The organism is Williamsia sterculiae, from assembly GCF_900156495.1.
GTDB classification, from domain to species: domain Bacteria; phylum Actinomycetota; class Actinomycetes; order Mycobacteriales; family Mycobacteriaceae; genus Williamsia_B; species Williamsia_B sterculiae.
The window spans coordinates 187042-206918 of sequence record NZ_FTNT01000004.1 but is presented as its reverse complement, the minus strand read 5'-3'; the positions used below and the strand labels follow the sequence as shown (position 1 = coordinate 206918).

21 protein-coding genes are annotated in these 19877 nt (G+C 68.1%); 10 read left to right on the top strand and 11 right to left on the bottom strand.

The genetic code is table 11. The features are described from left to right. Positions 1-7 precede the first annotated feature (7 nt). Positions 8-319 (top strand): WhiB family transcriptional regulator, encoded by a 312-nt coding sequence (locus BW971_RS08900; protein WP_076478653.1) that lies wholly within the window; start codon positions 8-10, stop codon positions 317-319. A gap of 70 nt (positions 320-389) precedes the next feature. On the opposite strand, the gene BW971_RS08895 is transcribed toward BW971_RS08900, so the two are convergent. After that, entirely contained in the window at positions 390-1520 is a 1131-nt protein-coding gene (locus BW971_RS08895; protein WP_076478651.1) for an ArsA family ATPase, read from the bottom strand. Then, positions 1520-2578: an ATPase BagA gene (locus BW971_RS08890; RefSeq protein ID WP_083709546.1), complete on the bottom strand. Its 1059-nt coding sequence runs from the start codon at positions 2576-2578 to the stop codon at positions 1520-1522. Before BW971_RS08890 ends, BW971_RS08895 begins: the two co-directional genes overlap by 1 nt. 70 nt (positions 2579-2648) lie before the next feature. On the opposite strand from BW971_RS08890, the gene BW971_RS21650 reads away from it, so the two are divergent. Together BW971_RS21650 and BW971_RS08885 are read left to right on the top strand one after the other, a co-directional pair. Further along, on the top strand, positions 2649-2813 hold the full coding sequence (locus BW971_RS21650) for a Sp36 family protein (RefSeq protein ID WP_200799391.1): 165 nt from the start codon (positions 2649-2651) through the stop codon (positions 2811-2813). Positions 2814-2818: 5 nt separating this feature from the next. After that, complete coding sequence (locus BW971_RS08885) at positions 2819-3286, top strand: RidA family protein (protein WP_076478649.1); 468 nt, start codon at positions 2819-2821, stop codon at positions 3284-3286. A gap of 37 nt (positions 3287-3323) precedes the next feature. On the opposite strand, the gene BW971_RS08880 is transcribed toward BW971_RS08885, so the two are convergent. Next, positions 3324-4199, bottom strand: coding sequence for an MBL fold metallo-hydrolase (locus BW971_RS08880; protein ID WP_076478647.1), 876 nt, complete (start codon positions 4197-4199; stop codon positions 3324-3326). A 53-nt stretch (positions 4200-4252) separates the two neighbouring features. On the opposite strand from BW971_RS08880, the gene BW971_RS08875 reads away from it, so the two are divergent. Then, complete coding sequence (locus BW971_RS08875; RefSeq protein WP_076478645.1) at positions 4253-5191, top strand: NADP-dependent oxidoreductase; 939 nt, start codon at positions 4253-4255, stop codon at positions 5189-5191. Between the two features lie 5 nt (positions 5192-5196). Here the strand turns inward: BW971_RS08875 and BW971_RS08870 are convergent, their stop codons facing one another. The 3 genes from BW971_RS08870 to BW971_RS08860 form a co-directional block, all read right to left on the bottom strand. After that, complete coding sequence (locus tag BW971_RS08870; protein WP_234974313.1) at positions 5197-6054, bottom strand: Gfo/Idh/MocA family protein; 858 nt, start codon at positions 6052-6054, stop codon at positions 5197-5199. Positions 6055-6071: 17 nt separating this feature from the next. Beyond that, positions 6072-6746, bottom strand: coding sequence for a Crp/Fnr family transcriptional regulator (locus tag BW971_RS08865; RefSeq protein WP_076478643.1), 675 nt, complete (start codon positions 6744-6746; stop codon positions 6072-6074). A gap of 263 nt (positions 6747-7009) precedes the next feature. After that, positions 7010-7258, bottom strand: a complete 249-nt coding sequence (locus BW971_RS08860) for a hypothetical protein (RefSeq protein ID WP_076478641.1) — start codon at positions 7256-7258, stop codon at positions 7010-7012. A gap of 139 nt (positions 7259-7397) precedes the next feature. Between BW971_RS08860 and nth the strand changes: the two genes are divergently transcribed. From nth to BW971_RS08840, 4 genes are read left to right on the top strand one after another with little or no spacing between them, the layout of a single operon-like run. Next, positions 7398-8189: an endonuclease III gene (nth, locus tag BW971_RS08855; RefSeq protein WP_076478893.1), complete on the top strand. Its 792-nt coding sequence runs from the start codon at positions 7398-7400 to the stop codon at positions 8187-8189. Beyond that, positions 8186-8887, top strand: a complete 702-nt coding sequence (locus BW971_RS08850) for a TlpA disulfide reductase family protein (RefSeq protein WP_234974312.1) — start codon at positions 8186-8188, stop codon at positions 8885-8887. The genes nth and BW971_RS08850 overlap by 4 nt, the downstream gene beginning before the upstream one ends. Further along, entirely contained in the window at positions 8884-9645 is a 762-nt protein-coding gene (locus BW971_RS08845; protein WP_076478640.1) for an NUDIX hydrolase, read from the top strand. Before BW971_RS08850 ends, BW971_RS08845 begins: the two co-directional genes overlap by 4 nt. Then, positions 9642-10841, top strand: coding sequence for a MarP family serine protease (locus BW971_RS08840; RefSeq protein ID WP_076478638.1), 1200 nt, complete (start codon positions 9642-9644; stop codon positions 10839-10841). The genes BW971_RS08845 and BW971_RS08840 overlap by 4 nt, the downstream gene beginning before the upstream one ends. Positions 10842-10887: 46 nt before the next feature. Here the strand turns inward: BW971_RS08840 and BW971_RS08835 are convergent, their stop codons facing one another. The 3 genes from BW971_RS08835 to BW971_RS08825 form a co-directional block, all read right to left on the bottom strand. Continuing rightward, entirely contained in the window at positions 10888-11823 is a 936-nt protein-coding gene (locus BW971_RS08835; protein WP_076478637.1) for an alpha/beta fold hydrolase, read from the bottom strand. Beyond that, a complete protein-coding gene (locus BW971_RS08830) occupies positions 11824-12324 on the bottom strand; it encodes a phage holin family protein (RefSeq protein ID WP_076478635.1) in 501 nt (166 codons plus the stop codon). It abuts the gene before it with no gap. A gap of 105 nt (positions 12325-12429) precedes the next feature. Then, complete coding sequence (locus BW971_RS08825; RefSeq protein WP_076478633.1) at positions 12430-12945, bottom strand: helix-turn-helix domain-containing protein; 516 nt, start codon at positions 12943-12945, stop codon at positions 12430-12432. Between the two features lie 287 nt (positions 12946-13232). Here BW971_RS08825 and BW971_RS08820 point away from each other — a divergent pair, with 287 nt between their 5' ends. Then, a complete protein-coding gene (locus BW971_RS08820; protein ID WP_083709539.1) occupies positions 13233-14486 on the top strand; it encodes a benzoate/H(+) symporter BenE family transporter in 1254 nt (417 codons plus the stop codon). Here the strand turns inward: BW971_RS08820 and nhaA are convergent. Both nhaA and acs read right to left on the bottom strand, forming a co-directional pair. Continuing rightward, a complete protein-coding gene (gene nhaA, locus BW971_RS08815; protein WP_200799394.1) occupies positions 14436-15608 on the bottom strand; it encodes a Na+/H+ antiporter NhaA in 1173 nt (390 codons plus the stop codon). The genes BW971_RS08820 and nhaA overlap by 51 nt on opposite strands. A gap of 333 nt (positions 15609-15941) precedes the next feature. After that, positions 15942-17915: an acetate--CoA ligase gene (gene acs / locus BW971_RS08810; RefSeq protein WP_076478630.1), complete on the bottom strand. Its 1974-nt coding sequence runs from the start codon at positions 17913-17915 to the stop codon at positions 15942-15944. Between the two features lie 388 nt (positions 17916-18303). Here acs and BW971_RS08805 point away from each other — a divergent pair, with 388 nt between their 5' ends. Continuing rightward, positions 18304-19875 carry a peptide ABC transporter substrate-binding protein gene (locus BW971_RS08805; protein WP_200799390.1) on the top strand — a complete coding sequence of 524 codons (1572 nt, stop codon included), beginning with the start codon at positions 18304-18306 and terminating at the stop codon, positions 19873-19875. Positions 19876-19877 lie beyond the last annotated feature (2 nt).

Below are 19877 nucleotides of genomic sequence, written 5' to 3'. Positions count from 1 at the left end.
GACCCACATGGCCAAGGCGGCGGTGACCGGGACGGCAACGGATGACGCTCGACTCCAATGGGTCTCCCGGGCCAGATGTCGCGGAGGTGATCCCGACGAGTTGTTCGTCCGCGGCGCGGCACAGCGCAAGGCCGCGACCATCTGCAGGCACTGCCCGGTACAGCTGGAGTGCGGTGCCGATGCCCTCGACAACCGCGTCGAGTTCGGGGTCTGGGGCGGCATGACCGAACGCCAGCGCCGCGCGCTGCTCCGCCAGCACCCCGAGGTGACCTCGTGGAGTGCCTTCTTCGAGGTCCAGCGCCGCAGGCACGCCGTCTGACCACCACCAGTAGATGCGACCGGGTTCCTCAGAACCCGGTCGTATCTCGTTGCTGGAGCCGGCCGGATGGTCAGGCCGGGTTGTCGGGTCCTGCCGACGACCGGTCGGCCCCGCCACCGGTGAGCTGTTCGGCGACCGCCCGCAGCGCGCGGAGGTCCGCGACCTCGAAGGGCAGCGACGGCACACCAACCACGGGCACCGTCGGGTGCGCCCCGGTGAACCGCTGCAGTTGCCGCAGCTCGCGGCGTGCGGTGGTCGCCCGCTCCGCGTGGATGGTCAGGACCCCGCGGGCCAGTTCGTCGGTGACCTTGCCCAGCGCCGCCCGCGCTTCGTCGCCGGACAACGAGGTCAGGTTCGGGTGGGTCCGGTTGAGGATGAGGCCGGCCAGCGGCATCTTCTCCTCCGACAACCGGTCGACGAAGAACGCGGCCTCGCGCAGCGCATCCGGTTCGGCTGCGGCGACCACCGCGAACCGGGTACCGGGCTGTTTGAGCATCGCGTAGGTCTCGTCGGCACGTTTCTGGAACGACCCGAAGGTCGAGTCCAGTGACCGTACGAACACCGACACGTCGCGCAGGGTCTCCCCACCGATGATGGTGGACACCCCACGCATGGCCAGGCCGACCACGCCCGTGACCACCTTGCCGATCCCGCGCCCGCCGCCGAGCAGCATGGTGATCAGTCGACCGCTCATGAACGACCCGAGACGACTCGGCGCGTCCAAGAAGTCCAGTGCGTTCCGCGACGGTGGGGTGTCGACGATGATCAGGTCCCACTTCTCCTGTCGGATCAGTTGTCCCAGCTTCTCCATCGCCATGTACTCCTGCGTCCCGGAGAACGACGTCGCCACCGTCTGATAGAAGGAGTTGTTCATGATCGCCTCGGCCCGTTCGGGGGTCGAGTACTGGGTGATCATCTCGTCGAAAGTGCGACGCATGTCCAGCATCATCGCGTCCAGCGAACCCTCAACACCCGGCAACGCGACCGGCTGCGGGCTGTTGGTCAGCTCGCTCATCCCCAACGACTGCGCCAACCTCCGGGCCGGGTCGATGGTCAGCACCACCACGGTGCGGCCCAGCTCGGCGGCGTGCACGGCCATCGCGGCCGCGGTGGTGGTCTTGCCGACACCGCCGGCGCCGCAACAGATGACCACCCTGGTCTCGCGGTCGGCGAGCACCTCGCCCATCTTCAGTTCCGGCATCACACGCCCGCCTTCCGCAGCAGCGCAGAGATCGCGTACACGTCGGCCAGGTCGATCCCGTCGTCGAACGACGGCACCTCGAGGGCGGTGGGTTGGGCGTCGTCGAGGTCGGCGCGCGCCACCTGCTGTGCCTGCACCCGGTTGGCGTGTTCGATGGTCTCGGTGAGCAGTCCGCCCAGTTCGGCGGGCTCGAGTCGCAGGCCTGCGGCGGCCAGACCGTCGGCCACCTCACCGGCGTCGATGATTCCTTCGGCCACCTGATCCACCCGGTCGGGCGGCAGATGTGTGGGTTCCACGCGGTTGATGACGAGGCTTCCCAGGGTGATGTTCTTGGCCTGCAGCTCGGCGACGGCTTCGATGGTCTCCTGGATGGGCATGGCCTCCAGCAGCGTGGTCAGATGCACCACGGTGTCCGCCGAGTGCAGCAGCCGGACCACCCCTTCGCTCTGGCTGCGTATCGGTCCGGTCTTGGTGAGGTCGGCCATCGCCTGGGTCACGTCGAGGAAGTTCCCGATGCGACCGGTGGGCGGGGCGTCGACGACGACCGCGTCGTACACGCGCTCACCGTTCTTGTCGACGCGGATCACACACTCCTTGATCTTCCCGGTGAGCAATACGTCACGCAGACCCGGTGCGACCGTGGTGACGAACTCGATCGCGCCGATGCGGCGCATCGCACGGCCTGCGAAACCCAGGTTGTAGAACATGTCCAGGTATTCCAGCAGCGCGTGCTCGATGTCGACGGCCAGCGCCGACACCTCACCGCCACCCTCGGCGGTGGCGATCTTGGTCTCCGTCGGCGGTAGCGGCGGGGTGTCGAAGAGCTGCGCTATGCCCTGTCTGCCCTCGCATTCCACCAGCAGGACCTTCTTGCCGTCCGCGGCCAATGCCAGCGCCAGGGCTGCGGCGATGGTGGTCTTGCCGGTACCGCCCTTGCCCGACACGAAATGCAGTCGTGCGCGTGCCGATGCCGCGGACCAGCCGCCGACCTCGGTGTCGCCGCGCACCTCTTCGGTACCCGAGGTCGCGGTGGCCTCGGGAGCTGGATCGATGCTCACCGTGCAACCTTAACGACCTCGTGGGTGCGTGACGGTCCATCGCGACACTCGCGACGATAGGGTGAGCGGCATGAGCGAGACCACGGTCTGGGAGTACCTGAACATCCCGTTGCTGATCCACAACACCAAGGCGATCCTCGACAACTACGGCGCCGACGGCTGGGAGTTGGTGACCGTGCTGCCCGGACCGACCGGCGAACAGCACGTCGCCTACCTCAAGCGCCCGAAGGGTTGAGCGGGATGACCTGGACGGAGCGCCTGGGCGAGCTCGGCATCACCTTGCCACCGCCCGCCGCGCCCGTCGCCGCGTATGTCCCCGCGGTGCGCAACGGCAATCTGGTCTACACCTCTGGGCAGCTGCCGATCGTCGACGGTGAGCTGACGCTGCACGGCAAGGTGTCCGACGGTGCCGAGGGCGTGGTGGAGCCCGCGGAGGCCAAGGCCGCCGCCCGTCAGTGCGCGATCAACGCGCTCGCCGCGATCAACGGGTTGGTGGGTGTCGACTCGGTGGTGCGGATCGTCAAGGTGGTCGGTTTCGTCGCGTCCGCGCCCGGTTTCACCGGTCAGCCGGGCGTGGTCAACGGGGCCTCGGAATTCCTCGGCGAGGTCTTCGGCGACGCGGGGGTGCACGCGCGGTCGGCGGTCGGCGTGGCCGAGTTGCCCTTGGGGGCACCGGTCGAGGTCGAGCTGGTCGCCGAGGTCGGCTGACCTGGCACCACGCTGACCGCGGTCCGTCGCTGCCGGGTCAGTTCCCGGCCAGGTAGTCGAGCTGCGCGCGCACCGACATCCGCGCGGCGGGCCACAGCTTCTTGTCGACGTCGGCGTAGACCGTGCGGACCACCCTCATCGGTTTGGCCTTGGCGGGCCCGACTCCCAGGTGTTCCAGCGCGTCGCGGATCTGATCGATGCGGTCCTCGCGGTGCGCCTTGTAGAACCGTGCCACCGGGATGAGCTCCGGGTGGTCGGGACCGTGGCCGGGCAGCAGAACGCAGTCGTCGCCCTCCACGATGAGCCGGTTCAGCGAGTGCAGGTAGTCGCGCAGTCCGCCGTCGCCCGGGTCGAGCACGGTGGTGCCGCGACCGAGGATGGTGTCGCCGGTCAGCATCGCCCGCTCGCTCCCGTGGTTCTCGGCGTCACCGTGCTCGACGAGCAGGCTGATCGAGTCGGCGGTGTGACCCGGCGTGTGGAACACGGTGATCCGCAGTCCTGCCGCCTCGATCACCTCACGGTCGCGTAGCGGCTCGGCGTCTCGGCAGTACTTTCGCGACCAGGCCCGCACCGGCGCACCGGTTCTCGCGGCGAGGCGGTCGATGCCGCCGGTGTGATCGCGATGGCGGTGGGTGATCACCACGGTCTCCACCGGACCCGCCGCCGCCACCGCGGCGATGTGCTTCTTGTGTCCCTTGGGCCCGGGGTCGACGACCACACACGACTCACTGCCGGGGGCGCGCAGGATCCAGGTGTTGGTGCCGTCGAGTTCCATCGTGCCCGGGTTGTGGCAGAGCACGACACCGGCGAACGACGTCACCGGACGCAGCACCTCATAGGCGGGGTGGACCGGCGGGGTGGTGCCGGATCCCTCGGTGCCGGGTCCCTGTGCTGGCGCTTTTTCTGCGGTCACGGATCCGAGGCTAATCGACGGAATATGCGCCGGGGTCTCCTGTTGAACGGACCATGACTCAATCAGTGGTGGCAAACGGATACGGCGGACCGGAGAACCTCGAGCTGATCGAGGAACCGGGAGGCCGACCGGGGCCCGACGAGGTGGTGGTGACGCTGCGCGCCATCGGCGTCAACCCCATCGACTACAAGAAGTACAGCGGTGCATTCGGTGACGACCCCAGCGCCCTGCCCATCCATCTCGGTGAGGAGGGCGCCGGCGTCGTGACGGACGTCGCCGACGGGGTCGCCGGACCCACCGGACCGATCGCGCGCGGTGACGCGGTGGTGGTCTACCCGTACACCGGCACCTACGCCGACACGGTGGTCGTACCCGCCTCGTCGGTGCTCGGCAAACCCGACGGCGTGTCCTTCGAGGATGCGGCCGGGTTGTTGTTGGTGGGCGTCACCGCGTATGACCTGCTGCAGACCACGGGCGTCGGCGCCGATGACACCGTGGTGATCCACGGCGGCGCCGGAGCGGTGGGCACCATCGCGACGCAGTTGGCCGTGGTCGCGGGGGCCACGGTTGTCGCCACCGCGCGGCCGGAGAACCACGAGGTGCTGCGTGGCCTCGGCGCCATCCCGGTCAGCTACGGCGACGGTCTGCTGGAACGCCTGCGCGATGCGATCCCTGGCGGGTACACCGTCGCACTGGACACCGTCGGCACGGACGAGGCGATCGACACGTCCTTGGAGCTCGTCGGCGACCGCACGCGGATCGCCAGCATCGCGGCTTTCGGGCGCGCCTCGGATGGGATCGTCATCCTCGACGGCAGTGGTGACAGCAGCAAGCACAACCGCGACGTCGCCCGGAAGCAGTTGCTGGATCAGCTGGCGAACGGCGAGTTGACCGTGACCACGGCCAAGGAGTTCAGCCTCGCCGATGCCGCCGACGCCCACCGCGAACTGAAACAGACGCATCCGCGCGGCAAGTTCATCCTCACTCCCTGAGGCCCTCAGACACCGGCCGCGGTCGCGACGTCGGCGAGTATGCGCTGGATGTGCAGGCCGCGGTCGGCGTCGCAGGGATGGTCGGTGCCGGTCTCGACGGCATCGACGAACTCATCGATCAACACCGCGAAACAGTCCGGCGACGACGTGCTGCGGTCGGTCAGCTCGACGACCCCGCCGGGGCCGTGCACCCGGAACTGACTGACGGTGGGCCGTGCGGGCACCCGCAGCGACAACTGCACCGCGGTCCGGGCACCCGATTCGTGAGCCAGCGTCGCCGACCAGGTATCGGTGTCGCGGTCCACGTCGGCGGTCACCACGTCGACCACCGGCCCCAGGGCACGGTCCATCAGATCCACCACGTGGGGGCCGACGTCGAGCAGCGCACCGCCGTCGGCCCGCCATCGTGACCCCGAGTACCGGCCGCCGAGCAGTGCTCCCGACAACCAGCACCCGAGTCCGCCGCTGAACGTGCCTGCGTCCACCGCGTCGAGGAACCGACGTGTCTCCGGGGCGAACCGTCGCGTGAAGGTGACCACCGAGCGCACGCCTGCCTCGGTGATCGCGGCGACCAGGTCCTCGGCCTCGGCGACGTCGCCGGCGATCGGCTTGTCCAGGATCAGGTGTTTACCGGCGCCCGCAGCCCGCACCGCGAGCCCGGCCTGCGCCTGTGGAGGCACCGCGAAGGTGACCGCGTCGCACGCGTCGAGCATTGCCTCGACGCTGTCGAAACGGGGGATGTCGAGGTCCGCGGTGGCCTCCGGCCTGCGTGTCCACACACCGGCGAACTCCACCCTGGGATGGGCGCGGAGCGCGGCGATGTGGGTCTCGCGCGCCCACGGTCCCGCCCCGACGGTCGCCACCCGCAGGGGGTGCGCGGTCAACGGGCGCGGCGGGCGAGTCGCTCAGAGTCGGCGATGAGGACGCTCTTGCCCTCGAGTCGCAGCCACCCGCGCTGCGCGAAGTCGGCCAGCGCCTTGTTCACGGTCTCGCGGGAGGCGCCGACGAGCTGCGCGATCTCTTCCTGGGTCAGGTCGTGGGTGACACGCAGCGCGCCGGCCTCCTGGGTGCCGAATCGCTGCGCGAGCTGCAGCAGCTGCTTGGCCACGCGGCCGGGTACGTCGGTGAAGATGAGGTCCGCGAGGTTGTTGTTGGTGCGACGCAGACGTCGGGCCAACACCCGCAGCAACTGCTCGGCGATCTCGGGCCGGTCCGAGATCCACTTCTTCAGCGCGTCGCGGTCCATCGACACCGCACGCACCTCGGTGACCGTCGTCGCCGACGAAGTCCGCGGGCCGGGATCGAAGATGGACAGTTCGCCGAACATGTCGGACGGTCCCATGATGGTCAGCAGGTTCTCACGCCCGTCGGCCGAGCGGCGTCCCACCTTCACCTTGCCGGACAGGATGATGAACAGGCGATCGCCGGGTTCGCCCTCGTTGAAGATGACGTGACCACGCGGGAAGTCCACCGGTTGGAGCTCTTTGGTGAGCGCCGCGACGGCACTCGGCTCCACTCCCTGGAAGATGCCCGCCCGCGCCAGTACTTCCTCCACCTACGCCCCTTTCAAGGGTTGATCGTCCAGCACCGAGCGTCCGGGGTGTCGATGGCAGCGCAGGGTCCCGTTCCGTTGCCCTTGCTGTGTCGCCGTTGCTCCGTTGCCCTGCTCTGTTGTCTTTGTCACTGCCAGGGTGAGTCTACGGCCATTGCCCGAGCTGGTGGGAGTCGAACACTCGCAGCGCGCCGGGAGATGTGGCATCGCCGCCTCGCCTGGTCACCGTGGGCGATGGCGGTGGCGGGGGTATTCGGTGGGTCGCCTCAGCTCGCTCTGGTCGATTCGCCCGACCGTCCCGAGGTCGCCACCCGTCGTTCCTTCAGCTCGTCAACGGGGCCGACGACGTCGGCGTCGGACAGCGGGTCCTGCGGCTCGGGTGCGGTGTCGGCGAGGAACTGGTCGACGTCGGCGTTGTCGACCCCATCGTGGTCGAACCGGTCCTGCAGCTTCTCCATCGCCAGTGCGAACAGCATCAGGACGGCAGGGAAGAGAAGCGCCGCGAGTCCTTGCATGGGGAGTAGTAAACACAAGCTATGTCTCGAAAGCGCAACGAGACCAGCACCATCGGCGTGCATGCTCCCCGGTACCCCGCGTCGGCGCTGCGTAGTGTGGATCTCCGTGACGAACAGTGCGGACCGGGGCCGCCGACGGGTGGCCGGTGAGCAACACGCCGATCGGACCACGTCGCCTGCCGGGCGACGACGCAGCGCCGCACAGCGAGGCACCGAGACCCGCACCGGACTGGTACGCCGCGCACGGAAGACGGACCGGGAACTGATGGTCGCGTTTCCGCACGTCTACTGCGAACTGGACTTCACCACCCCGCTGGAACTGTCGGTCGCGACCATCCTGTCGGCGCAATGCACCGATGTGCGGGTCAACATGGTCACGCCTGCGCTGTTCGCGAGATATCGCGACGCCGCGGCCTATGCCGGTGCCAACCGCGACGAACTCGAGGAGATGATCCGCAGCACCGGTTTCTACCGGAACAAGGCGAATTCGCTGATCGGCCTCGGCCGTGAGCTCGTCGAGCGGTTCGACGGTGAGGTGCCCGGCCGCCTGCAGGATCTGGTGACGTTGCCGGGGTTCGGCCGTAAGACCGCGAACGTGGTGCTCGGCAACGCCTTCGGTATCCCCGGCATCACCGTCGACACCCACTTCACCCGATTGGTGCACCGCTGGCGGTGGACCGAGGAGACCGACCCGGTGAAGATCGAGAAGGCCGTCGGTGAACTCATCGAACGCAAGTACTGGACGGACCTGTCGCACCGGGTGATCTTCCACGGCCGACGCGTCTGTCACGCCAAGAAACCGGCCTGTGGGGTGTGCATCCTGGCCGACCTGTGCCCGTCCGTGGGCACCGGTCCGATGGACAAGGAGGCGGCGGCGAAGCTGGTCAAGGGACCGGAGACAGACCATCTGCTGGAGTTGGCGGGATTGTGACCGGTCTGACCATCCGAGCCCGGTGGGTCGTCGACCTGTTCCGACGGTCGGCGTCCGCACGGTGGGGGTTGGTGCTGCTGATCGTGGTGGTCGCGCTGATCGTGGCGATCATCCCCGAGCTGTCCGACGATTCTTCTGCCGAGCCGAGTGCGGTGTCGGTCGGCAGTAGCGCACCACCCACGGTCGATGCGGCGCGACTCTCGTCCGCGCGCGCCTCCGCGGATCTGCAGCCCTGCCCCGCGGGCGGGTCGGCGGCACCGGGGTCGGTGTTGTCGGGGGTGACCGCACCCTGCCTCGCCGACGACGCACCGGTGAACCTCGCGGCCGCACTGTCGGGCAGGCCGACCGTGCTGAACCTGTGGGCGGCCTGGTGCGGGCCCTGCCGCACGGAGTTGCCGGTGCTCGCCGACTACCAGGCCGGCGCCGGCGACTCCGTTCGGGTGCTGACCGTGCACGCTCGTGACGGTGCGCAGAGCCCGGTCGCGGCACTGGACCTGCTGCATGATCTCGGTGTGCATCTCCCCGCGGTGCTCGACACCGACGGTCGTGTCGCGGCAGCGTTACAGGCGCCGCCCGCGCTGCCCGTCACCGCACTGATCCGTCCCGACGGCACCCTGGCGAAGCTGCTGCCGACGGTTTTCGCCGACGTCGCGGCCGTGCGTCAGGCGGTCGCCACCTACCTGGACGTGCGGTCGTGACCGTGGTCGGGCCGTTGGTGCCCGCCGACCGGATCCCCGAATGGTTACGGGGTCTCACCGACGATGTGCACGCCGTCGACAAGGCGGTCGCCGAACGCGGGGGTGACCGGACGCGTCGTCTGCGCTCGTTGCTGCCCACCGGTGACCGACGGCAAGCCGCGGTGCTGGTGCTGTTCACCGGATCCTTCGACGCCGACCCGGACCGTCCCGGTGGCCTGCCGGACGATGCGGAACTGCTGCTCACCGAACGTGCGGGGACCCTGCGCAACCACAGCGGTCAGGTCGCTTTTCCCGGCGGAGCCCGTGACCCCGGCGACGACTTCCCGGTCGGTACCGCACTGCGGGAGGCCACCGAGGAGACCGGGTTGGAGGCGGCCGGAGTCACCCCGATCGCGGTTCTCGACCACTTCCCGGTGCCGCCGTCGGGATTCGACGTGGCTCCGGTGATCGGCTGGGCGGCCCGGACGTCGCCGGTACGGGTGGTCGACGAGGCCGAGACCGCCCGGGTGGTGTCGGTGCGGTTGTCCGAACTGCTCGATCCCGTCAACCGATTCCAGGTCCAACGCACGGTGATGGGTGGTCGGGTCTACCGCGGTCCGGCATTCCTCGTCGACGGTCTTCTGGTGTGGGGATTCACCGGCGGATTACTCGCCGCGATCAGTGCGACGGCCGGTTGGGACCTCCCGTGGGATCTCGACGACATCCGCGACCTCAGCGCGACGATGGACTCGTTGCGCACCGGAGAGGGCCGCCGATGACCGGATCGGCATGGGTCGACCTCGGCGTCGTCGTCGTCGCGTTGATCGCCGCGGCGTCGGGATTCCGGCAGGGTGCGGTGGCGTCGGCGATGGCCTTCCTCGGCGTACTACTCGGCGCGGTGGCGGGCATCCTGCTCGCACCGCACGTGATCACCCACATCGACGATCGTCGCTGGCGGCTGTTGGTGGGGGTCTGCCTGCTCGTCGTACTGGTGATCGTCGGCGAACTGTCGGGAATGGTCCTCGGTCGGGCTGCGCGCAGCGGTCTGCGGTCGCGCCACATCCGCCGTGCCGACTCGGTGATCGGCTCGTTGCTGCAGGCGGTGGCGGTGTTGATCGCCGCCTGGCTGCTGGCGATCCCGGTCAGCAACTCCGCCGAGCCGACCATCGCGTCGGCGGTCCGCGAGTCCAAGGTGCTCGGCGGTGTCGACGACGTGGCCCCGCAGTGGCTGCGTCAGCTGCCCAGCGACTTCAGTTCGCTGTTGGACAACTCGGGGTTACCCGCGGTGATCGGGCCGTTCGGCCGCACCCCGGTGGCCACGGTGCAACCGCCCGACCCCACCTTGGCGCAGTCGCCGGTGGTCGAGCGGATCCGGCCGAGCGTGATGAAGATCGAGGGTGAGGCGCCGAGCTGCGGGCAGGCGCTCGAGGGCAGCGGGTTCGTGATCGCGCCCGAGCGGGTGATGACCAACGCCCACGTCGTCGCGGGGACGCGCAGCCTGCAGGTCGAGGCCCCGGGCGTCGGGCGGCTCGTCGCCACCGTGGTGCTCTTCGATTCCCGTAACGACATCGCCGTACTCGCCGTGCCCGGGCTGCGCGCGCCCGCGTTGACGTTCGCCGCCGACTCCGCGAAACGCGGCACCGACGCCATCGCCCTTGGGTATCCGGAAGCGGGACCGTACACCGCGAGCCCGCAGCGGATCCGCGAGCTGGTCAACCTGAGCGGTCCCGACATCTTCAACGAGGCCCAGGTCAACCGCGCGGTCTACACCGTCCGTGGGTCCATTCGACAGGGGAACTCCGGTGGCCCTCTGGTCACCACGTCCGGGGAGGTGCTGGGGGTGGTGTTCGGCGCGGCCGAGGACGTCAATAGCGAGACCGGCTTCGTGTTGTCGGCGCGGCAGGTGTCGGAGGATCTGACCGAATCCGACGGTCGAACCGCCGGCGTGGACACCGGCAACTGCGTGCACCCCTGACCGATCGGTCACGGTGGTCTCCGGGATCGGGACTCGGAGCCCGGCCTCAGGGCTGGACGGTTCCGAACTCGGTCAGCAGCGCGTTGACCTGCGCAGGGTTCTCCTCGTGGGCGAAGTGTCCGCTGTCATGGATCAGCCGGGCGTCGTACCGCGACGCGTAGTGCGCACTGTCGGCCATCACCGGTGGTCGGATGTAGTCGTCACCGGCGCCGCGCAGCGCGAGCACCGGGATGTGCAGTCGCCGGTTCATCAACTCCATGAACCGGCTCCCGTCGGGTCGGAACTGGGAGCGGAAGGCCCAACGCCGGTACTCCAGGCTGCAGTGGGCGACGTTCGGGATCTGCACGGCCTGACGGTTGCGGGCCACGACCTCGGTGAACTCGTCGGAGGACCGCCACGCCGATCCCGAGTGAGCGCTGATCATGTCGGCCACGAACTCCCCGTCGCGACGGGTGAGCTTGCGTTCGGCGAGCCGCGGTAGCTGGTTGCCGAGGAACCCGCCGAGGAACGCGCGGCGTTGTCCGCCGTCGCGCACCACCCGATACCGCAGCGCACGCGGATGGGGTGAGGCGATGACGGCGATGCGTCGCACGAGACGGGGATGGAGGGTGGCCGTCGCCCAACACACCAGTCCGCCGTCGGCGTGTCCGACGAGCGTCGCGTCGCCATGGCCGAGCGAGCGGATCAGCGCGTTCGCGTCGCCTGCGAGGGTCCACCCGTCGTAACCACGTGGCGGCTTGTCGGTGTCGCCGTAGCCACGCAGGTCCACCGCGACGGCCCGGTAGCCGGCGTCGGTGAGTGCGGTGAGCTGATGGCGCCAACTCCACCAGAACTCGCCGAAGCCGTGCAGCAGCAGCATCAGGGGTCGGTCGGCAGACGGCGTCCCGCTCTCGACGGCGTGGAAGCGCAGGCCGTTCGCGCGGACGTCGTGGTGGGTCCAGCCGCCGTCGAGTCGAACCGACGACGGGTCCGGGACCGACAACTATCGAGTGATCGTGGCCGGCTTGGTCGCGTCGACGTCGGGCTTCCCCGATTTACCGGGCAGCACCTGCGGCAATTCCTTGGCCGACTCGATGGTCTTCTTGGGCCCGGTGATCTTCTTGAAGAAGCGGAACCCGACCAGCCCGGCGATGATCGCGACGAACAGCAGGATCAGGAACACGATGCCGAAGGCGGCCCACGCGGGTAGCCAGATGTCGAGCAGGACGCCGAGGAAGACGAAGAAGAACAGGCTCGCGTAGAGGGCGATCACACCGGCGATGATCCCGGCGACCGACCCGAAGGCGGCCTTCTTGCCCTCGGCGACGACCTCGGCCTTGGCCAGTTCGAGCTCCGAGCGGAACAGCGTCGAGAGGTTGGCGGTCGCATCCTTGACCAGGCTGCCGATGCTGGGCTCGCCGCCGGGGCCCAGGTTGGGATCCGACAGCGGGATGGCTGCAACGTCTCGCCGAACTCCTCCGGTACTGCGGTCGTCCAGCGTCACGATGATTCCTCCAGCGCGGGTCGGGTGGGTCGAGTGCGTCTCATGGTGCCATGCCCGGGCCGGGGCGCGCGCTCGACACCGGGTCGGACGACCAGATCGTCCGTGTCACCGCGGTGTGGTGATCACCAGCACGGCCTCGGCGGGTCCATCGATCGCGGTGTATCGATGGGACCCGTCGCTGCTCCAGGTGTGCGAATCCCCCGCGCCGACCTCCCGCTCCCGGCCGGTGGGACCGACGCGCAGGACGCCGGCCACCACAGTCAGGTGTTCCCGGGTGCCGGGGCGGTGACCGGGGGAGATGTGGCCGGCACCGGTCGGGAACTCCAACCGGAACACCTCGACGGTGAGCGTGGGGGGCGTGCGTACCGACAACAGGATCGAGCGCATCCCGCCCTGCGCGACCGACACCGCACCCGGTGACTCACCGATCAGCGAGGTCATCGGCACCTCCAGCGGACCGCACAGCGCGTACAGGGTCTCGACGGTGGGGTTGCGACCGCCGCCCTCGATCTCGGACAACGATCCCTTGCCGATCCCGGCGCGGCGGGCGAGCTCGGACAGGCTCAACCCACGTTCGATCCGCAGATCGCGCAGACGTCGGCCCACATCCTCGACGCTCACCGGCCTCCTCGGGTTCGACGGTCGCGTCGATCGTCGTCCGATGCTAGCGTTCTGTCAACGGAACGTTCTGTTGGCGGAACGGTCCGGGTAGCTGCGAGTGGTTGTTATCGGCCGCCGAAAACTGCGGGAAATCGGATCTCCCGCAGTGTCGGTCATTTCCTGGTGATCCATCAGCAGGAGAACACCACTTCAGCGGGAGATCCGATGTCCCGCAGTGTTCGCGAGCCGGTGAGTGAACCGGCCGGTGAGTGAACCCGACGGCCGGTTCTGTCGACGAAAGGAGAGCGATGTCGCACGGACGCCAGGTCTCGATCGCGGTGCCGATCTCGGCAGGCGTGGTGTGCGCCCTGGTCGGATTCACCTCGTCGTTTGCGGTGGTGCTCGCGGGATTGCGGGCGGTGGGAGCGGATGCGCACCAGGCCGCATCCGGACTGCTGGCGGTCAGTGTTGCCATGGGCGTGGTCGGCATCGTGCTGTCCTGGCGATTCCGGATACCCATCACCGCGGCGTGGTCGACACCGGGTGCTGCGTTGCTGGTGTCCACCGGGGCGGTCTCCGGTGGGTGGCCGGCCGCGGTCGGGGCGTTCGCGGTCACCGGCGCGCTCATCGTGGTCACCGGATTCTGGCCCGGTCTCGCCGATCTCGTCTCTCGTATCCCCGGACCGATCGCGCAGGCCATGTTGGCGGGCGTGTTGCTGCCGCTGTGTCTGGCCCCGGTCGCCGCGCTCGCCCACCACCCGCTCGTCATCGCGCCAGTACTGCTCACCTGGTTGGCGCTGTTGCGACCCGCGCCGCGAGCGGCGGTACCCGCGGCGTTCGGCGTCGCGCTGATCGTCATCGCGGTGTCGATGGTGTATCAGGGACATGGTGTCGAGGTGTCGGCGATCATCCCGCAGCTGACACCGACCGCGCCGTCGTTGACGGTCCAGGCGCTGACGGGGGTGGCCATCCCGCTCTACATCGTCACCATGGCTTCGCAGAACATCCCCGGTGTCGCGGTGATGGCGACATTCGGTTATCGCGTGCCGTGGAGGGCATCGTTGATGCTGACCGGAGTCGCTTCGGTGGCAACGGCTTTCGCAGGCGGGCACACGGTCAACCTCGCGGCCATCAGTGCGGCACTGGCCGCCGGACCCGACGCCGACCCGGATCCACACCGGCGGTGGGTCGCCGCGTTCACCTCCGGATGCGTCCAGGTGGTGCTGGCGATGGTGTCGGCGGGATTGGTCGCGGTGGTCCTGGTCGCCCCCGACGGCGTGGTCCAAGCGGTAGCCGGTGTCGCCCTGTTGGGCGCATTCGCCTCTGCCGCAGCCGCGGCGCTGACCGACGTCGATCTGCGCGTCGGCGCCGCAGTGGCCTTCGTCATCGCCGCATCCGGGGTGGCGATCGCGGGCGTGGGTTCGGCGTTCTGGGCGCTGGTGGCCGGGTTGTCGGTGCACCTGCTCACCCGCGGACGGGCAGGTGGAACCACGCCAGGTGGATCTGGACCGTCAGGGCATGCGGCGACCGCGGCGGATGAGGGCCGCGGCGCCGAGCAATGAGGCGCCGAGGGAGCTGAGCAGGACTGCCGCCTTGGCGGTCGCGGCGTCGGCCTGGTCGAGTGACAGGTCGGCCAGCAGCAGGCTGACGGTGAACCCGATGCCGCCGAGGATGCAGACCGCGAGCAGGTCGCGGTGGCGCAACCCCGACGGCTTGGCAGCGATGCCGAATCGTATGGCGCACAAACTTGTCCCGAAGATGCCGATCGGTTTGCCGACCAACAGGCCCAGCGCGATCCCCAGGGCGATGCGGTCACCACCGAGCCGCGAGAGGGCGTCGGCGTTCACCGACACCCCGGCGGCGAACAGTGCGAACACCGGCACACAGATCGCGGCCGAGACCGGCTGGATGCGGTGGGCGAGTCGTCCCGCAGGGGCGACGGCCTCACCGGGGTCGGTACGGACGCGGGTCAGCAGGCCGAGGGCCACCCCGGCGACGGTCGCATGGACGCCGGAGTTCAGCACCGCGATCCACACGACGATCGCGACGGGCAGATAGAAGAGAGCCGTGGTGATCCGCCGATGCTGGGCGTAGGTGTACGCGGCGCATCCGACCGTGGCCACGGCCAGCGGGGCGACCTGGATCCCGTGGCTGAACACCACCGCGATCACCGCGATCGCGATGAGGTCGTCCACCACCGCCAACGCCAGCAGGAACACCCGCGCCGACGACGGGATCCGTGATCCGACCAGCGCCAGGACGCCGAGCGCGAACGCGATGTCGGTGGCCATCGGGATCGACCATGCCTTCTCGAACCCCGGCGACCCCCACCCCACGGCGAGGCAGATCAGTGCCGGCGTGATCACACCACCCACCGCCGCGAGCACGGGTAGGACGGCCTTGTCCCGCGTCGACAGTTCGCCGATCACCAACTCGCGCTTGAGTTCCAGGCCGGCGACGAAGAAGAACACCGCGAGCAACCCGTCCTGCGCCCAGGTGCCCACGGTCAAGCGCAGATGCAACAGGTCGGGGCCGAGTTCGGCGTCGCGCAGCGCCGTGTAGCTCTCGGCAGCGGGTGAGTTCACCCAGATCAGTGCCGCGGCCGCGGCCATCACCAGCACCACGCCGCCGAACGTCTCGGTACGCAGATACCGGGTGAACTCGGACGGGAGGGTCGCACTGATCACGGGTCACACTTTCTGGTCGGCGTCAGGAGACGGCCACGCCGCACACGACGCAACCCCTGCCGACCAGACTTCCCGGCTCACCGGTCGTCGACCCTACCGTGCGAGCTGGTGGTGTGCGGACACCCGGATCGAAACTGCGGGAAGTCCGATTTCCCGCAGTTTCGGAGACTTCCTGCCGCTACATCAGCGGGGCATCGTCAAGTCTGCGGGAAATCGGATTTCCCGCAGTTTTCGCGGGCGTCGCATTTCCCGCAGTTTTCGCGGGCGTTGCGACGACTCGTGAGCGGCGCGGCATCCGCGCCGGACACCACTCCGACGGCACCCCCGACCTCAGTTGCCCCGCAGGCGGATCTCCTCGAACACCGTCGGATCGACCAGTGTGGAGGTGTCACCCAGTTCACGTCCCTCGGCCACATCCTTGAGCAGGCGGCGCATGATCTTGCCCGACCGGGTCTTCGGGAGCTCCGGGACCACGAGCACCTCGCGGGGTTTGGCGATCGGGGAGATGTCCTTGGCCACCTGGTCGCGGAGTTCTGCTATCAGGGTGTCACCGGTGTCCTCCACCCCGCCGCGCAGGATGACGAAGGCGACGATCCCCTGACCCGTGGTCGCGTCGGCGGCCCCGATGACCGCGGCCTCGGCCACGCTGTGGTGGTTGACCAGTGCCGATTCCACCTCCGAGGTGGAGATGCGGTGACCGGACACGTTCATCACGTCGTCGATGCGGCCGAGTACCCACAAGGCGTGGTCGTCGTCGTAGCGGGCGCCGTCCCCGGCGAAGTACCAGCCCTGATCGGCGAACCGCGACCAGTACGTGTCGATGAACCGTTGGTCGTCGCCCCAGATCCCGCGCAGCATCGACGGCCACGGCTTGTCGAGAACCAGGTAACCCTGTTCGCCCGCGGCGACCGGCGCGGCGTCGTCGTCGACGATGGTGGCGCTGATCCCCGGCAACGGGCGCATGGCCGAGCCGGGTTTGGCGTCGGTCACCCCCGGCAGTGGGGAGATCATGATGGCGCCGGTCTCGGTCTGCCACCAGGTGTCGACGATGGGGCAGCTGTCGTGGCCGATGACCTCGCGATACCAGCGCCACGCCTCCGGGTTGATCGGTTCACCCACGCTGCCGAGCAGTCGCAGCGACGACAGGTCGTGCGCGTCGGGGATCTCGCGGCCCCACTTCATGAAGGTGCGGATCAGCGTCGGCGCGATGTAGTAGATGCTCACCCCGTAGCGCTCGATGATCTCGAAGTGCCGGTGTTCGTTCGGGCTATTCGGGGTCCCCTCGTAGACGACCTCGGTGGCACCGTTGGAGAGAGGCCCGTAGACGAGATAGGAGTGCCCGGTCACCCATCCGATATCGGCGCCACACCAGAAGACGTCACGACCTTCCTTGTGGTCGAAGACGTTGTGGAAGGTGTAACGCACCTGGGTGAGATAGCCGCCGGACGTGTGCAGGATGCCCTTCGGTTTACCCGTGGTCCCCGACGTGTAGAGCAGGAACAACGGCTGCTCCGAGTCGAAGGCGTCGGGTTCGTGGTGATCGGAGGCCTCGGCGACCGTGTCATCCCACCAGACGTCTCGACCGGATACCCAGTTCAGCTCCGGATCGTGGTTCGTCCGCCGGACCACCAACACCGTCTGCACCGACACCGCGGCGTCGTCACCTGTGCCCAGCGCCTCGTCGACGTTCGCCTTCAACGGCGCCGGCTTCCCGCGGCGGTACTGTCCGTCGGTGGTGACCACCAGTTTGGCCTCGGCGTCGTCCACGCGGGACCGCAGTGCGGTGGACGAGAAGCCGGCGAACACCACCGAGTGCGTCAGACCGAGGCGGGCGCAGGCGAGCATGGTGACGATCGCCTCGGGGACCATGGGCATGTAGATGGCCACCCGGTCACCGGGGCGCAGTCCGATCGAGTCGAAGTAGTTCGCCGCCCTCGACACGTCGCCGAGCAGTTGGGAATAGGTGATGTCGCGGTGGTCTCCGGGCTCGCCGACCCAGTGGATCGCCACCCGATCGCCGTTGCCGGCCGCGACGTGCCGGTCCACGCAGTTGACCGCGACGTTGAGTTTGCCGCCGACGAACCACTTCGCGAACGGTGCATTCGACCAGTCGAGGACGTCGGTGAAGTCGGTGTCCCAGTCCAGTGCGCGAGCCTGTTCGGCCCAGAACTCCAGTCGGTCGGCATCGGCCCGGGTGTAGAGCTCCGCGCCGGCGTTGGCCTGGTCGGCGAAGTCGCGCGACGGTGGGAAGGACTGTCCGGCCTCGTGGGACGTCGGGACTGACTGCCCGGTGGAGCTCGACATGGTGTGCGGTCACCTCTCTGTGGACGGCGCTTCCCGGGGCCGACGGCCGTCGGCAGGTGGGCGGAAACGGGGACATCCCATGGTGAGGGTAGTCACGTTGCACACCCGTTGCAGGGGCCTTGGTCAACCGGCGAGGCAACGGCGGAGGACGACTGTCACACTCACGTCAAGCAAATATTCCACTCAGCGAGACGGCGCGCTGGTGTGTCGGTATTGTCCTCCAAGGCCAGCACGCTGTTAGCTGCATTCACGAAATGTTATCGGCGTGTTAAGGCCAATCATCGAATTCACACGGAGTTCGTCGAACTACGGCGTCGGCAATCCCGCACGCCGTCGGGCATGCAAGGTGAGAGGGAAGACAGCGGTGAGATTCAGGAGAGTCGCGGCCATGGCCGGAGCGCTCACGATCAGCGTAGGCGTGCTCGCGGCCTGCGGTGGGGGCTCGGGTTCGGACGACAGTGTCATCAAGGTCAACGGTTCAGAGCCCGAGGTGGGCCTGATCACCACCACCACCAACGAAAACGGTGGTGGCCGCATCGTGGACCGCCTGTTCACCGGGCTCTACTATTACGACGCCGACGGCAATCCGAAGCCGGCGATGGTCGACAAGCTCGAGACCACGGACAACAAGAACTACACCATCACCATCAAGAAGGGATGGAAGTTCACCGACGGCACCGAGGTCAAGGCCAAGAACTACGTCGACGCTTGGAATTTCGGCGCATACACCCCCAACGCGCAGAAGCAGCAGAGCTTCTTCTCCCCGATCCAGGGGTTCGACGAGGTCGCCGCCGACAAGCCCACCGCCAAGACCATGTCGGGTCTGAAGGTCGTCGACGACTACACCTTCACCGTCGCCCTGAAACAGCCGGCCATCGACTTCAAACTCGGCCTGGGCTTCACCCCGTTCAAGCCCCTTCCCGACGTCGCGTTCAAGGACATCAAGGCCTTCGGTGAGAACCCGGTGGGCAACGGTCCGTACAAGCTGAAGAGCTGGCAGCACAACGTCAAGGCCGATCTCGAACCGAACCCGGACTACCAGGGCGAGAACAAGGCTCAGAACAAGGGTCTCGAGGTGGTGTTCTACACCAGCTTCGACACCGCATACGCGGATCTGCAGTCCGGCAACCTCGACGTGCTCGACACCATCCCCACCAGTGCGCTGCGGACCTACAAGAAGGACCTCGGCGACCGGGCGATCGACAAGGCGACCGCGCAGAACCAGACGATCACCATCCCGGAGCGGCTCGCGCACTTCGGCGGTGAAGAAGGCAAGCTGCGCCGCGCCGCGATCTCGGCGGCCGTCGACCGGAAGCAGATCACCGACAACATCTTCCAGGGCTCGCGTAAGCCGGCAAAGGACTTCACCGCGTCGTCGTTGCCCGGGTACAACGGCAGCCTGCCGGGTTCGGACGCCCTGGAATACAACCCCACCAAGGCCGTCCAGCTCTGGAACCAGGCGAACGCCATCTCCCCGTGGTCGGGCAAATTCATCATCAGCTCCAACTACGATGGTGGCCACAAGGAGTGGATCGATGCGGCGGCCAACAGCATCAAGAACACCCTGAAGATCGACGCCGAGGGTGAGGGTGTCCCCACCTTCAAGCAGCTACGTCAGCAGATCAACGACAAGTCGATCCAGACCGCGTTCCGTGCGGGTTGGCAGGGTGACTACCCGTCCATGCTGGAGTTCCTCGAGCCGATCTTCGTGACCGGTGGTGGTTCCAACGACGCGGGGTACAGCAACCCGGCGTTCGACGCCAAGATCCGTGAGGCCGAGGGTGAGTCGTCCGCCGACGCTTCCTACAGGCAGGTCGGCGAGGCGCAGCAGATCTTGATGAAGGATCTGCCGGTCATCCCGATGTGGGACTACGTCAACAACGCCGGCGTGAACACCGGGGTCAAGGCGACCATCACCTGGTCGGGTCTGCCCGACTACGAGAACATCACCAAGAGCTAGAC

Bases quoted from the DNA above. Each gene is read 5' to 3' on its own strand.
- BW971_RS08820 (WP_083709539.1), top strand. From the start codon at position 13,233: ATGTCGCACGGACGCCAGGTCTCGATCGCGGTGCCGATCTCGGCAGGC.
- BW971_RS08875 (WP_076478645.1), top strand. From the start codon at position 4,253: ATGACTCAATCAGTGGTGGCAAACGGATACGGCGGACCGGAGAACCTC.
- BW971_RS08860 (WP_076478641.1), bottom strand. From the start codon at position 7,258: ATGCAAGGACTCGCGGCGCTTCTCTTCCCTGCCGTCCTGATGCTGTTC.
- BW971_RS08900 (WP_076478653.1), top strand. From the start codon at position 8: ATGGCCAAGGCGGCGGTGACCGGGACGGCAACGGATGACGCTCGACTC.
- BW971_RS08805 (WP_200799390.1), top strand. From the start codon at position 18,304: ATGGCCGGAGCGCTCACGATCAGCGTAGGCGTGCTCGCGGCCTGCGGT.
- BW971_RS08895 (WP_076478651.1), bottom strand. From the start codon at position 1,520: ATGCCGGAACTGAAGATGGGCGAGGTGCTCGCCGACCGCGAGACCAGG.
- BW971_RS08885 (WP_076478649.1), top strand. From the start codon at position 2,819: ATGACCTGGACGGAGCGCCTGGGCGAGCTCGGCATCACCTTGCCACCG.
- BW971_RS21650 (WP_200799391.1), top strand. From the start codon at position 2,649: ATGAGCGAGACCACGGTCTGGGAGTACCTGAACATCCCGTTGCTGATC.
- BW971_RS08840 (WP_076478638.1), top strand. From the start codon at position 9,642: ATGACCGGATCGGCATGGGTCGACCTCGGCGTCGTCGTCGTCGCGTTG.
- acs (WP_076478630.1), bottom strand. From the start codon at position 17,915: ATGTCGAGCTCCACCGGGCAGTCAGTCCCGACGTCCCACGAGGCCGGA.